This is a genomic window from Sporolactobacillus sp. BBK16-2 (assembly GCF_059878335.1).
Genome location: NZ_CM187611.1, coordinates 3,334,696 through 3,350,953, shown reverse-complemented (window position 1 = coordinate 3,350,953; position 16,258 = coordinate 3,334,696). Strand labels below are relative to the sequence as shown.

The window sequence follows — 16,258 nt, the reverse complement described above, 5'->3', positions numbered from 1 at the left end:
AGAAGCCATTCGCTGCATGCAGTGAATGGCTTCTTTTTTGAAGAATACGTGTTTCGATCGGCACATCCTTTACTTCTCTGGTATACGCAGTGTGACCGTTGTACCGTGTCCAACTGCGCTTTTGATCAGCAATCCGGTGCCGTAGAGATGTTGCATTCGGCTGTTTATACTTTTCAATCCGACGCTGTGTCCATTATTTCTACTTAGCGCACTTTGTATCTGTTCATCGGTCATGCCAACGCCGTCATCCGTAACTTGAATGATACAGGCTTTGCTTTCACGGCGAACGGTCAAAGCTACTTGAACACCTTTCTTGCGGTTGCCAAGCCCATGTTGTATGGCATTTTCGACAAGGGGCTGGATCATAAGTGGCGGAAACGGGAAATCAAGCGAATCGTCGACATCAACAGTAACGTGAATCCGGTGCTTGAATCGCATCTTTTCAATTGCCAAATAGGATTGGACGAGAGCCAGTTCCTTTTTAAACGAGCTTACTTCAGATGTGTTCTGAAAGTCAAAGCTGCCGCGCAGGTACGCAGCAAATTGCGCAGTCATTTCACGGCACTCCTCAACGTCCTCATAACTGAGGGCAATAATTGAATTAAGAACGTTGTATAGAAAATGCGGACGTATCTGTGATTGAAGAAAAGCAACCTCCATATTTGTTGTTTGACGCACTGCGTTTTTCATAAGTAAGAGTCCACGAATGCGCGCTGAGAACTCCGAAAAATTATAAGGCTTTTGCAGAATGTCATTTGCACCCGAGCGGAACGCATAATGTTTGTCTGTATTTATACTTGCGGCAGTCAGCATTAATACGGGCAGGCTGGTCATGGTGTACTGTTCGCGAATTTTGCGGCAGACATCAAATCCGGACATGCCGGCCATGACCAAATCCAGAATAACGAGGTCCGGACTTTCATGGGAGATGACCCAAAGAGCCTCCTTGCCATTTTCTACAGCAATAATGTTATAGGGAACTTTCTCCAGCATCGTGACAAGCATTTTTAAATCTTCAGGATCATCATTGACCACCAAGAGAGTCGGTGCGTTTGTCTGCTGAGAATAGTAAGGTGTGGTCAAGGGTTTTACCGGAACCGGCTCTGTGATTTTATGATTCATCCGATTCGGTTTGCTGACCTTTTCCTTTTTTTGATTTAAGAGCGGTACTGTAACATGAAAATCAGAACCAGTACCAATCATGGAATGAAACCAAATTTTTCCGCCCAGAAGTTCAATTAGTTTTTTTGTAATACTTAGGCCGAGACCTATTCCCTCTTTTTCATGGGTCTCTGCCTGCTGTATAGGATCAAAGATCGCTTGATATGCTGCTCTGGGAATTCCGACTCCGGTGTCGGCCACGATGATTTCCACCTCATTGTCCAGCCGTTTTGCAGTGATTGTAATTTTTCCTTGATGGGTGTATTTTACAGCGTTATCCAATAGATGGTTTATGATCTTCCGCAATCGATTGCCGTCAGTCCACACAGGTGGAAGGTCATCGGCCAAGATGCTCTCAATATGCAATCCTTTCTTTTCAGCAAGCTGTATGTAAAAGGACATCTCGAGATTGATCAAGGAGGAAATGTCAATGAGACTCTTATTCAGCGTCATCATTCCTTGACTGATTTTTTCGAGATCCAGAATATCGCCGACAAGATCGGAGAGGCGGTAGCACATATGAATGATGGCTTCAATTTTATCGTGCTCTTCTCTCACCAAATGGCTGCCCTTGCTTTTCAGCAACGCTTGAGAAGTTGTAAGAACTCCGCCAAGCGGTTTTTCAAATTCATGGGCAGTGCGGGCGATGAATTCGTCTTTGAGTGTATCAATTCGCAACAGTTTCTGTGTCGACTCCTCAGTCTGATGAAATGCACGAGCAAAACGCTGCGACATCAGAAGAGATAGCGAAAGAATGCAGCCGACGGCCGAAATTGAGTTCAACGCAAGAATTTGTCCGGCATTGTATGCATTGAGTATGGAAGTCAGTGTACTGAAACTCAATGAAAAGGCACAGATAATAAGGAAACCGCTGCCTTCCATTCGACGCATAACGGCTAATATAAATATGTAGGTGGTGTAAATCAGAGTAAATAAGGCAAGCAAACCGAAGAAAATTAAAAAATAACTGGTTGTCAATTTTATAGAAACCAGGTTGATAAAGATCAGAGCACTGCCAATGCTATGAACAGCTAGGATGACTTTCTTTGAAGTCAGCTCTTTATATGAGGAGGCGAGGCTCATTATGATCATCATCAAGCCTAGAACGGTAAACGTGCCTTCCAAACGCGCGTGCAGCCAGAAGGGAAGCCACGGGAAAGGAATATAGAGAATTCCCTCGAGATCGAACGTGGCGAGCATAATCCCGGTAGACAAGCTCATCAAGGAAAAGTATAAAAAGGATTTCTGTTTTCTCATTTGGAGATAATGACCAAAGTAAAATAAACCCATTATGAGAAAGGGCACGATGACCAGACAGCTTGCCAGCAGTGAAAAGTCTCTCATTTGAGAAATATGCTGCTCTGTACCAAACGAGACCGGCTTGGCAATCCCCCAGCCGTTTATAATTTTATAATTGGAAAATTGAATAATCAGTTCGTTATTGCCTTTTTTAATTGGAAAATAGCGAACGTAGGGGGCGGTTTTCGGCTCGAAATGTTCCGGGTCGAGCTGCCCGCTTTGACCGATTAATTGACCGTTTATATATACTTTATTGGCCGTGTAGATAATTGGCACTTTAATTCCAAATAGTTGATGCTCCAGATCTGTCCGTATAATCAGTCGATAGGTGCCGGAATCGGGACGCTGTCTGCTAGAAGGATCACCAATATTGTTGTAAGGAACTTTTGTGAAAATGGGATCTTTCCCTGAGCCGGAATGAATGTCCTTTGGCGTTAATAATTGATTACGGTAGAAGGTCCACTCACCGTTTAATTGTACGTTTCCTTGTTTCTCGAAATTCCAATGTTCCAGATTGAGTACGCCGCGCTTTGCTTTGAAATGGCTGTTTTCCGATAAATTTGAAAGGCCAAGAAAGACTAGGAACAAAGCAGTGTAGCCGAGTATTATAAAGCTTAAGATTGCTATTTTTTTCATTGCGGCATCCCTCGCTTCTGTAAAAATCTAAGTTGTCCCGTTCGCAATCAGTTGCTCGATTCTTCTGATGATTGATTAACACTTATTTTATAAGAAACGCTTGTCCCATGACCGACGGCACTTTGAATCATGAGCTTAGATCCAAAATAGTGCTTCAGTCGTTCGTTAATATTTTTCAAACCGACGCTTCGGCCGTGATTTTGTGACAGGATGCTTTTTATCTCGTCTTCGTTCATACCAACGCCATCATCTGTTACCGAAATCTCATATTCATGATCATGCTGCGCGACAGATAGTGTAATCCGCCCGCCTGTTTTTCGTTTGCCGATGCCGTGCTGAACGGCATTTTCTACAAGCGGCTGGATCATCAGCGGAGGCAATGGAAAATCGATCGTTTCATCGATATCCATGCTGATTTGAATCCGGTCTTGAAAACGCATTTTCTCAATCTTTAAATAGGATTCCACCAGTGCTAATTCCTTTTTGAATGTGCTCATCGCGGAGGTGTTTTGAAAGTCAAAGCTCCCGCGCAGGTAGGCCGCGAACTGAGCCGTCATTTCACGTGATTTTTCAATATCCTCATAGCTCAGCGCAATGATTGAATTAAGGACATTATAGAGAAAATGGGGGCGAATCTGTGACTGAAGGAATGCAACCTCCATGTTTGTCGCTTGATTGGCTACCTGTTTCATCAAGATCAATCCGCGAATACGAGCGGAAAACTCGGAAAAATTATAAGGCTTTTGCAAAATATCGTTGGCACCTGCTCGGAATGCGTAATGCTTGTCATCATTGATGATTGCCGCGGTCAGCATCAACACAGGCAATTCGATTAGGCTGTACTGTTCGCGGATTTTTCGGCAAACATCGAATCCGGACATGCCCGGCATCATTAAGTCGAGAATAACAAGATCCGGCTTGGCATGTGACACGCTCGTCAGTGCTTCCATTCCATTCTTCACAGCAACGACATTGTATGGAATATTCTCAAGCATATCAATCAATATTTTGAGATTCTCCAAGTTATCATCAACAATTAAAATGGTAGGCGCATGAACGGAACGTGAGTGATAAGGAGTAACAAGAATTGGAACAGCTGAATCACTGGTTGCGTTCAAATTCAACTGCGTTGGGACAAGACGGACTGCCGCTCCGGGTTTGATCGTTTGATGTCGATCAAAAACAGGAATGGTGAAATGGAAAGTCGTTCCAATTCCAACTACCGAATCAAACCAAATTGTCCCCTGTTGCAATTCAACGAGCTGTTTGACAATGCTGAGACCAAGCCCAGCGCCTTCGCTTTGGTTGAGTTCATCGCTTCGTTCAAAGGAGTTAAAAATCCGCTCGTATTCTGAGGAAGGAATACCGATGCCGGTATCGGAAACCGTGACTTCAACTGCGCGTCCCTTTCGCCAAGCACGTAAAGTAATTTGTCCGCTCTGAGTGTAGTTGACCGCATTTTCCACAAGGTTGTTTAGAATCTGTCGAAAGCGATTCTCATCGGCATAGACCAGCGGCAGGTTTGAAGGAATCTCATTGACAATCGTCAATCCCTTTTTTTCAGCAAGCAATTTATAGAAAGCCAGCTCTGTTTTCGCGGTTGTAGCGACTTCTAATGGAATAAGGTTAAGCGTCAGACTGCCTTGCTTGATCTTTTCCATATCCAGAATGTCGTTGACCAAGGCGGACAGTCGATAGCCGATCCGCGTGATCATTTGAATTTTATCGGCTTCCTCGCTAATTTTTCGATCGCGTTTTCCTGCCAGCAGAGTTTGCGCAGTATTAATGATTCCGTTGAGCGGTGTCCGGAACTCATGGGAGGTCTTGGCGATAAATTCATCCTTAAGTTTGTCGTTTTTAATTAGTTCCTCGGCCAATGTCTCGCTCCGCGCAAAAGCGTTCGAGAACCGCTTGGACATCATGAGTGAAAGCATGAGCAGGAAAATTAATGAAAAGATGGAGTACACCGAAAAAGAGTTTTTAGAGTTGTAAGCACTAATGGTGGTGATAATGACAAAGGTGCTCATTGAAAATGTGCCGATTGTCAGGTAAATGCTCCCTTCCATGCGCTGGATGATCGCAAGAACAAAAATATAGGAAGCATAAGCTAATATGAATACGGCCAAAAACGAGTGAAGATAGTAGGCCAAGTATGATGACAGAAAATCAAAAGGCAAAAAATCCAGGATCAGCGTGAAAAGCGAGAGTGCTGCTCCAAAGATCAAAATCTTCTTGGAAACCAACTTCGGATAGGCGTAATAAAGGTAGAGGAGAACTGAAATACCAATGCCGATCGTGGTCGTGCACTCTATTATTGTCAGGTCTGATAATGAGAGACTTGGGATAAAAAGATAGATAACACGGCTCTGGCTGATCCAGGAAATAACAACTGCAAAGAATAAGCAAAATATTGAAAAGAACAGCAGATGAATATCCTTCCTGCGCTGAAAGTAATAACCGAAAAAGTACAGGCTCATGAAAAAGAAGGCGACGATCATTAGCATATCATTAAATAAAGCAAAGTCGTGACTGCGCGCCATTTTTTCTTGTGTACCCAATACAATCGGTTTCGTTATTCCTTGACCGCTGCTGCCCTCCGCTCTGGCAGCTTGGATTACGAGTTCATTTATTCCTTTTTTTAATGGAAAGTAAGTCACATAGGGGCGAAGCGATGCCTGCATGGTACTGTCAAGAGATGGTTTACCGCTTTGCCCAATTAAATGCCCATTCATATAAGCCCGATTTGAGCTGTAAATGACGATTGTGCGCAGACCAAAAATTTGACCGCCGCGCTCCGAATGAATTAAGAGCCGATACGTGCCTGCCTGCGTCTCAGAACTGGTTTTCGATATAGGATTTCGCGTGTTTTCAGGAACATTTACCATCAATGGATTTTTGCCTTGTCCGGAATGAATAGCCCTGGGTGTAAGCAGTTGATTGGGATAGAACTGCCACATACCATTTAATCGGACATTGCCGCTTTTTTCAAAATTCCAATGATCGAGGTTGATGACTCCATTCTTTGCCGTGGGCCCGTTGACATCGTAAAAATGCGCCAAAGATAAAAAAATTAAAAAGAGACCGATATAACAAAAGAGGACGGTAAAAAAGGCAAACACACGATGCATAGTAGGGTCACTCCTGAACTTGTTCGACTACTTGTAATTCTATCAGTTCGGTTTCTCAAATTGAATAGCCGTATGAAGATAAATATAACTTAAGTTCGTTCTTGTTTTCATGGCTAGTGGTATAATCAATGTAACAAAATTGTAATACTCGGAAAATGCCCGTTTGCACGCTCAATGCAAAGGAGGAAAACAATGGAAGCTTTTGTAGTCGATGATGAAGAACTCGCATGCAACCAGCTCAGAAAAATGCTGCAGGAAACAGGAAAATTTCGATCCATTCAATCGTTCACTGATCCCGAGCAAGCGCTTGACGCAGCTCAGAAGCAGAACCCGGATGTCGCTTTTTTAGACATAGAGATGCCTGAACTCAACGGAATTGAACTTGCGGAGGCGCTGCAAGCGACGGACGAGCGTATCGATATTATATTTACAACGGCCTATGATGAATTTGCAATTAAGGCTTTCGAATTAAATGCGATTGATTATTTACTGAAGCCCATCATGAAGCCGCGGTTGACTAAGGCTGTAGAGCGTCTGTTGAAAAATCGTGAGAAGGTTCAGGCTGCCGCCGCTCAGCCGTTGCAGACAGCGTTCGGCATCGAATGCTTTGACAGTCTTAAATTTTATAAAGTAGAAAACGGTGTGAAGACCTACATACCGGTCAAATGGCGCACATCGCGCGCACGCGAACTCTATGCGTATTTGTTAAAAGAACATGATCGTTTTGTCAGTAAAGAAACTTTGATCGATTTGCTATGGACAGGTGTGGATGATGCGAAGGGAACGACGCAACTGTACACAACAGTTTACCAGATTCGCAAACTCATGGAAAAACTGCCATTTGATCATCACATTATTAAAAATGATATCGGCTACTCACTTACCCTGTCAGGAGCAACTATTGATGTTGAACAATGGGGAAGAGATCTTGCATTATTGCCCCCGATTGATTCTCGTAATTATAAAACACATATTCAATTATTCAAGGCTTATAAAAATCATTATTTTAACGAGTACGGCTATCTTTGGGCAGAACCGGAGCGTGTCCGATTGTCACAGCTTTGGCTTGAGCACGCCTATACGCTTGTTGAATTTCTGATTAAAGAAGATAACAGGACGGAAGCGCTGGACATCTGCCAACAGGTCGCGCGCATCGAACCCGATGATGAGCGCAACATGAAGCTGACAATCAAGCTTTACAATGAAATGGGCAATGTCGACGGCGCCATCCGCATGTACGAACGCTACAAAGAAGTAAAAGACGCGATGAGCTGATTGCGAGATATATAAAATATGAGGACCGCAAATCCATGAAAGAGGATTTGCGGTTTTTTTTGCACTTTTGAGCCGGTGACACGATTCGGCGTGAAGTGACATTTATCACCAATTGTTCAGAAGTTGTATAGGACCTGAACGTAAACTAATCATGAGCAAAATTCCGGGTATTATTGCGCGGTTTTTACATAGAACGAAAGCGAGAATCCAAAGCCATATCGCTCTATTCCGTAATGAGGAATCTTGCCTACGACTTCGTAAGATTATCCACAAAATACTCACTACTATACGAACACAGAGATCATTGCACTGGGACTGAGAGAACAGAAAAAGGGGAGAAGACTATTGAGAGCAAAAAGACTGCCGCTCGGACTTAAGAAAACGAAACATAAAAAAGTGATTAAGCGACTGATGATCGCCGCACTGTCGCTGTTCGTCATTTTCAGCCAAATGTCATTGTCGCCGCTAGGGAAAGCGTTTGCTGAAGATAATAACAGCAGCACTCAGCAATTCTTTGATTCTGTGAAACTGACAACCGTTGAGAACGATGCAGCCAAAGATGTCAGTGCTGACAATCCATTGAAAAAAGGCGACGCAGTTAATTTAGATTATTCTTGGACACAGAAGGCAGGACAACAACTGTCCGCTGATAAGGATATTACGATCCAGATTCCAAGCCAATTCAAGGTTGGAACGAAGGATGCTGAAGGAAAATATACTGCTGACGCAACGGGTGCGGTAAAGCTTGCCGACAACACAACGGTCATCGGCACTTATACAGTAAAAGCCAGTGATGCTGTGGCGGATGCCAACAAGCTGACCATTCATTTTGATAGCGAAAAAACACAAAATCTCACCGGTGCCGGCGGGAAGCTTGTGATCCCGGCAGTATTCGATGACGAAATTAAAGCCGATCAAACAACGGATACCATTGATTTTGATCTGGGCAGCAACCAGAAGCAGACCGCTAACGTTGCAGTAAAGGCAGAGGCTGAGCAAACTGAAGCTGCATCATCGGATAGTAAAACAGCAGCAAGCGACGCATCAAGTTCAGACTCAAGCAAATCATCTGATGCCTCTAGTACAAATGATCAGTCAAAAACGGATGCGTCAAGCACAAGTGAATCAAAGGCAAGTGATTCATCGAGCAGTAAAGACGGCAGCAGCGCAGATGGTTCAAGTGTGCAGGCGAATAAAGATGGGTCGGATGATGTTTCAAACCCTGTTGAATCGAAGACAGCCAAGTCAACACCAAAATCGGCTTTACGTTCATTTACTGCAGCAGCAGTTACACCAAGAGAAATAACGGAAATTCAGTTTTCGAATATTAAAATAACCGATGCAGATGGCAACTTATGGAGTTCAAGCAATCGACCAGGACTTAACTCACCTGCGAAAATTGATATGACTTGGAGCATACCTGATACGGTGGATGTTAACGATGGCGATTATTATGAGTTTGATTTGCCTCAACAATTTGCAATTTATAGTACGATAACGGGAGACTTGACAGCTCCCGGTAACGGCTCGGTTGGAACATTTACCATTACGCCTGACAGCAATAATGTTGGTCATGTAAAAATGGTCTTTAATAGCTTTGGAGAAAATCATTCACAAATCAGTGGAACATTGCATGTAAATACGGAATTCAATCAAAAAGAAATTACTGGTTCAACGCAACAAAAAATTACGTTCCCATTTGAAGAGCCCTATACGGTGACTATTCCCTTCAAACCGTCAACATCAATGAGTACTATTGACAAACAAGGCAATGCGTGGGATGGGGATACACAAACTAATTTCAATGCGACAACTATTAAATGGACCGTAAATATAAATAAAACAGAGAGTCACCTGACTAATGCAAAAGTTACCGATCCGACTCCAGACGGATTAACACTGGATAAAAGTTCGATAAAAATTTATCCGGTAACGGTTAATGTGAATGGCACTATCGTTGTTGGGGACACACCGATTGATTCAAGCAAGTATACATTGTCTACCTCAGATGGTAACTTAGAAGTGGATTTTAAAGATCCGATCGACAGTGCCTATCAGATTAGATACACAACAACAATTACGGATAAAACGAAGAACTCATTTACAAACACCGCCACGCTTCAGAGCAAAGAAAATGGGAGTCAACCTACAAGTGCTACCGTAAGTATTTCCCATGGAGCTCATTTAACAAAGGCGTCTGCTTATGATGCGAAAACGCAAACCATTACATGGACCGTCAATTACAATGGTGACATGCAGTCGATTTCAAATGATAATGCAATACTGCATGACTGGTTTGACAATAGTCAAAGTTTAGTACCTGGTTCGATTCATGTTTACAATGCAACAGCGACGTCAGCAACAGCCTTTACTAAAGGATCTGAAATTGATAGCAGTAAATATACTGTAACAGCAGGAAAGATAGATACAGACAAAAAATTAAATGGCTTTGATTTACAATTTAAAAACGATATTAATAGCGCCTATCAAATTGTTTATCAGACAAAACCAAATGATGCAATTGACGGCGGGCAAGTCATTAATAATGGTACAGTGAACAATACCGTTACTGAAGGTTCAACAAATTCAACATCCGATTCGCAGACAATTAATCAGCAGAATCTAATTAAAAAATGGAACACTGCTGATTATAACTTAAAGCGGACTTCTTGGACCATGACGATCAACGGAAATAACTATCGAATGAAGAATGCATCAATTACTGATACATTTGATAACGGCGGGTTAACTCTTCTTTCAGAAACAGTAAGTATCAGTGATACAACATCTGGGAAAATTTTAATCAATGGTAAAGATTATTCAGTGACGACTACAGCCAATGGATTTAAAATTACCTTTCTAGATGGATCATCTAATGGTGGAACGGGTAATTACACAGATACAACCGACAGCTTTACGCTCATGTATTCAACAGCATTTGATTACACTCAGATTGCAGCCGGAAAAACAAATTTTCCAAATACTGCGGTGATTAACTGGACGGATAAGGACGGAAAATCACAAACAAGTACATCAACAGATACGTTCTATCCAGACGGATATACTCAAAATGATGGATATAAATATGGATCTTATAATGCAAATACAAAGGAAATAACATGGAAAGTGGGCTTTAACTATAATAAGCAAACGATTAATACGCCTATACTAAAAGATCCGATTCTTGGTACGCAGCAATTTGAAAATGATTCATTGGAAGTTCACTATATGACACTGACGGGTGATAAAAATGGAGTCAAAGATGGCGGCATTGTGCCAGCAGCTAACTATACCGTTGATTATCCATCAACGAGTAATAGTAAAACACTAACAATTACCTTTAGTGATCCGATTAATTCACCCTACTACATCACCTATAAAACGTCGCTTGCGAATACGGTGATTGATAAAACTTACTCTAATACAGCTAAGCTGTTTGATAATGAAAAACAACTAGCTAAACTGGATGCTTCTGTTAGTCCTAATTATGGAGGAACATTTGCATCAAAAAGTGGTACACAAAATGGCGATAATGTTGATTGGAACATTCTAATCAATCCAAGTCAGTCAACGATTAGTAATGCGGTTTTAACCGACGTACCAACCAATAATCAGATCATTGACCCGGATTCGATTCACTTATACAGTACAACAGTGGATTCGTCAGGCAATGTTACCAAGGGAACAGAAGTCACGGATGGATATACTTTGAACGTTGCTGATCCAGATAATAACGGAAATCAACAATTTGTGTTGAACTTTACGAATCAAATCAGTCAAGCATATGTCCTGACCTACAGCACAATTATAAATGCAGGAAATGGTTCAGATCTGTCTAACACAGCAACCCTAAAAGGAACTGGAACAGAAATTATCAACCAGCCGTCTAAAGAAACGGTAACCGTAAAGACATCTAGTGGTTCAGGCACTGGAAACGGAGTCAATGGAAGTCTTGACGTGAAAAAAGTCGATGCAGACAATGGCAGTAAAACACTTTCCGGTGCGGTGTTTACATTGTATGACAGCACGGGAACAAAGGCGCTACGAACAATTACAACAGATTCAAGCGGCATGGCGGATTTTAACAATTTTAAATATGGTACTTATGTATTAAAGGAAATAACGGCACCAAGTGGATATGTACTTAATCCAAACTATGAAGCTGGCGAAAAAGTAACTATTGGTTCTACAGATATGTCGCAAACCAATCCAATAACAAAAGTAACCGTCTCAGATCAAAAGTATGTTGGTCGTGTCGTTTTAACAAAAACAGATGCGATAAAACTTGGGTTGAAACTTGGCGGAGCTGTTTATCAATTGCAAGATCAAAATGGCCAGCCGATTAATGGCTACACCAATCAGACGACAGACGAATTAACTGGACAAGTGACTTTTGATAATCTTCAGCCAGGTAAATATCAACTGGTAGAATTGTCGGCTCCAAATAATTACCAATTGGATTCCAGCCCGCATCCATTTACCATTGCGAGTAATCAGACAACAGAAATTGATTTGTCTGCTACGAACAAAATAAAGCCTGGCGGTGTTGAACTCGATAAGGTGGATAGCTCAGGACATTTTATTACGTCATCTTCAGCAATTTTTTCATTAACAGACAGTGATGGAAATCCGGCAAAAGATGCAGACGGAAATACCATTTCAAGTGATCAATTGACGACCAAAGATGGTAAAATTATTCTAAATAATTTACGGCCGGGCAGCTATACATTTAAAGAATTAACACCGCCAAATGGTTACTTAAAAAATTCTAATATATTAGCAGTTACAATTGTGGCGGGACAGAGCTCAACCCAAAATATTAAAAGTTTTACAGATTATCAAGGAACAGCGCAAATCAAAAAGGTTAATTTGAACGAAAAACCTCTTGAAGGTGCGACTTTCAATGTCGTGGATACAGCAAACAGTAATAAAGTCGTTAAAACGGTTAAGACAAACAGCTCTGGTATCGCGGAAGCGTCTGGGTTGGTACCAGGAAATTATGCTTTTATAGAGACAATTGCACCAACTGGCTATATCGTAAACAAAACGCCAATGCCATTTGCGATTACAGATACGGCAGCGGGAGCCCCACAAAGCGTTAATGCGGGGACATTGACTGATTATCAAGGATCAGTTCAGATGAAGAAGACGGATGATCACAACAATGGGCTTGATAATGCGATCTTCAAGATTACCGATCTTCAAGGGAATCTGATTCAGGATAATTTGAAATCAGTTAATGGTGGTCTTGTCGCTGCTACTGGATTAGCACCAGGAACTTATCATCTTGTTGAAACAAAGGCACCAGATGGCTATATTCAAAATCTTAATGAGATCGAATTCAAAATTTTAGCTGAGGCTGATGGACTACCGTCGACCGTTATCATTCCTGGATATTTCATCAATTACAAGGGATCAGCAGGATTAACAAAAACAGGTGTTGATGGTTCTCTGGCAAATGCACACTTTGTTTTACAACAAAAAAAATCTGATGGATCATGGGAAACGATTAAATCCGATTTAGTAACTTCAGCAGTCGGAACAATCAATGTGTCAGATTTAAGCGTAGGTGATTATCAATTCGTTGAAACTCAAGCACCGGATGGCTATCTCATTCATGATCCGGTCACATTTAGTATTGATAAGACTAAAGCTGGTGCACCGGATAAACAACAAGTCAATATACAAGATAGTTTAAACAAGATCACCCTAACCAAAGTCGATAAAAATGATAAAGATGCAGTTCTTATAGGCGCTGAATTCAAACTTGTTGGTGAGGATGGCAAGACGGTTGTCGATAAAGACGCAACCGGCAAAACGCTTCCGACTGTTTGGTCGACGAATGACAAAGGACAATTTACGATCAATGGTTTGGCGCCGGGTGAATACAGCTTTATTGAAACTAAGGCACCAAATGGGTACGAATTAGATGCGACACCGATTCCGTTTAAAGTAACAAATCATGACGTTTCTGCTCAGGCGCTTCAAGCAACCGATAAGTTGAACAGTGTCGTGCTCACAAAAGTGGATAAGAATGATAAAGATGCAGTACTCAAAGGCGCTGAGTTCAAACTTGTTGGTGAGGACGGCAAGACGGTTGTCGAAAAAGACGCAACTGGCAAAGATCTGCAAAAACTCTGGACGACGGATGACCAAGGTCAGTTCACCGTTAATGGTCTTACACCGGGAGCTTACAATTTTATAGAAACCAAAGCACCAAATGGTTATGAACTGGATGCGACGCCAATTCCATTTACCGTGACCAACACAGATGCAGAGGCAATTCCGGTCTCGGCAACCGACAAGTTAAACAGCATCACCCTAACCAAGGTTGACAAGAACGACAACAACATCCACCTTCAGGGAGCCGAATTCAAACTTGTTGGTCAGGACGGCAAGACGGTTGTCGAAAAAGACGCAACCGGCAAAACGATACCGAAAGTCTGGACGACGGATGCTCAAGGTCAGTTTACAGTCAGTGGACTTGTTTCAGGAGCTTACAATTTTATCGAAACGAAAGCACCGAACGGTTATGAACTGGATGCAACACCAATTCCGTTTACGGTAACAAATACAGATGCGCAGGCAAAAGAAGTTACGGCAACTGATAATCTAAATAAAGTTGTCTTCACTAAGGTTGACAAAAATGATGCAAATGCAGTGCTTAAAGGTGCTGAATTTAAGCTTATTGACAGCAATCTGAATGTTGTTAATAAAGATGTAGCTGGGAAATCATTGCCAAGTATCTGGACAACAGACAACAAAGGTCAATTCACGGTTAATGGACTTCCATCCGGCAGCTATAGTTTTGTCGAAACAAAAGCTCCGGATGGTTACGAACTGGACGCAACACCAATTCCGTTCACGGTAACGAATACAGATGTTAAAGCGATTCCGATCACAGCAACGGATAAACTAAACAGTGTCGTACTTACCAAAGTCGATAAAAATGATAAAGACGCTGTGCTCCAAGGAGCAGAATTCAAGCTTGTTGATAAGGATGGCAAGGTCGTAGAAAAAGATGTAACAGGCAAAGATTTGCAAAAGGTTTGGACTACAGATGCCAAAGGCCAATTCACCGTCAATGGTCTTACACCAGGAACTTACAATTTTATAGAAACCAAAGCACCAAATGGCTATGAATTGGATGCAACACCGATTCCGTTCAAAGTCACAAACGAAGACGTAAAGGCGGTTCCGATCACAGCAACGGATAAACTGAACAGCGTTGTTCTCACAAAGGTCGATAAAAATGATAAAGATGCCGTTCTAAAAGGTGCGGAGTTCAAGCTTGTCGATAAAGATGGAAACACAGTCGCAAAAGACGCGACCGGCAAAGCACTTTCAAAACTTTGGACGACAAATGATCAAGGTCAGTTCACGGTCAACGGTTTGGCTCCTGGGAAATACAATTTTATTGAGACCAAGGCACCAAATGGTTACGAACTGGATGCAACACCAATTCCGTTCGAAGTAACAAACACGGATGTGAAGGCGGTTGAGATCACAGCAACTGACAAGATTAACAGCATCATACTAACCAAAGCGGATAAGAATGATAAGGATGCTGTTCTTGCCGGAGCTGAATTTAAGTTGTACGACAGTAATGGCAACCTCGTCGCAAAAGACGCAAATGGAAAAGCACTTCCAAATGTATGGAAGACGAATGACCAAGGTCAATTTACGATCAATGGTCTTGCACCTGGCAATTATCACTTTATTGAAACGAAAGCACCGAAGGATTATGATCTGGATGCGACCCCGATTCCGTTCCAAGTGACGGCTACGGATGTGAAGGCGATCGAAATCACAGCAACGGATAAACTGACGCCGGGTGATGTGCGCTTGACTAAGGTTGATCGGAATGACAAAGATGCAGTGCTCAAAGGTGCGGTATTCAAGTTAACCGACAGCAATGGAAAGACACTGAAAACTGGTTTGACAACCGACAACAGCGGTCAATTCGTAGTGAAGGGGCTAGCTCCAGGCAAGTATTTCTTTATTGAAACAAAGGCACCGAAGAATTACGCGCTGGATGATACACCGATCCCGTTCGTCATTGAAAAAGGCCAGGCAAAGGCAGTTGAAATTACGGCAACCGACAAACCGCTCGAAGTAACGAAGAGTCTGGACGGCAAACCAGGTGCAACGTACAATGTCGTTGATGAGAATGGCCATGTGATCACTCGCGGTGTGATGGCTGATGAAGAGGGCAATGTCAACTTCAAGGGTCTCGCAACCGAAAAATACCATCTTGTACTCGTACGCGGTGTCGAAGCGGAAACGCAAACGACCAAGAAGTCTAAGGGTCTTCCGATTACCGGTGATGTTAATGACTTTATGACGATGGCAGCCGGAGCGATTCTCTTGTTAGGCGGTGGATTCTTAACCATCTTCTCAAGAAGACGCAAAAATAACTAAGAGAATCAAAAAATAGCTTGATAGTACATTGAAGGCACTCGATCAAAATAGAGATCGAGTGCCTTTTTATAGTGCTGCATTTTCAGCAATAAATATAAACACAAGTTTCAGACATTGTTGAGAAATGTATAGAAGACAGAAATAAACTGTAAATCGATTTATCATCCCTTATGTAAACGGTATCATGAATGTGTTCCGCTTAAAATAATCAAACCCTAGGTTTCTTGATCACTTTGTATGTTCCTGTGAACTTTTTAATGATTTTGTAGAGTTACATTCAGATCCAGCATATTTTCTTTTGCCTTCGAATAGAGTAAAAATCGGTCTAGGAAAATTCG

Annotated in this window: 4 protein-coding genes; 2 read left to right on the top strand and 2 right to left on the bottom strand. The window is 42.1% G+C overall.

Annotated elements, in window-relative coordinates:
• Positions 1 to 69: 69 nt before the first annotated feature.
• Together AC6F33_RS16545 and AC6F33_RS16540 are read right to left on the bottom strand one after the other, a co-directional pair.
• Positions 70 to 3,096, bottom strand: a complete 3,027-nt coding sequence (locus AC6F33_RS16545; RefSeq protein ID WP_500777469.1) for an ATP-binding protein — start codon at positions 3,094 to 3,096, stop codon at positions 70 to 72.
• A 47-nt stretch (positions 3,097 to 3,143) separates the two neighbouring features.
• Entirely contained in the window at positions 3,144 to 6,224 is a 3,081-nt protein-coding gene (locus tag AC6F33_RS16540) for an ATP-binding protein (protein WP_500777468.1), read from the bottom strand.
• A gap of 192 nt (positions 6,225 to 6,416) precedes the next feature.
• Between AC6F33_RS16540 and AC6F33_RS16535 the strand changes: the two genes are divergently transcribed.
• Both AC6F33_RS16535 and AC6F33_RS16530 read left to right on the top strand, forming a co-directional pair.
• Positions 6,417 to 7,499 carry a response regulator gene (locus tag AC6F33_RS16535; protein ID WP_500777467.1) on the top strand — a complete coding sequence of 361 codons (1,083 nt, stop codon included), beginning with the start codon at positions 6,417 to 6,419 and terminating at the stop codon, positions 7,497 to 7,499.
• 345 nt (positions 7,500 to 7,844) lie between these two features.
• The gene (locus AC6F33_RS16530) at positions 7,845 to 15,920 is read left to right on the top strand and encodes a SpaA isopeptide-forming pilin-related protein (protein ID WP_500777466.1); all 8,076 of its coding nucleotides are present in this window, start codon (positions 7,845 to 7,847) and stop codon (positions 15,918 to 15,920) included.
• The last annotated feature ends 338 nt before the right edge of the window (positions 15,921 to 16,258 follow it).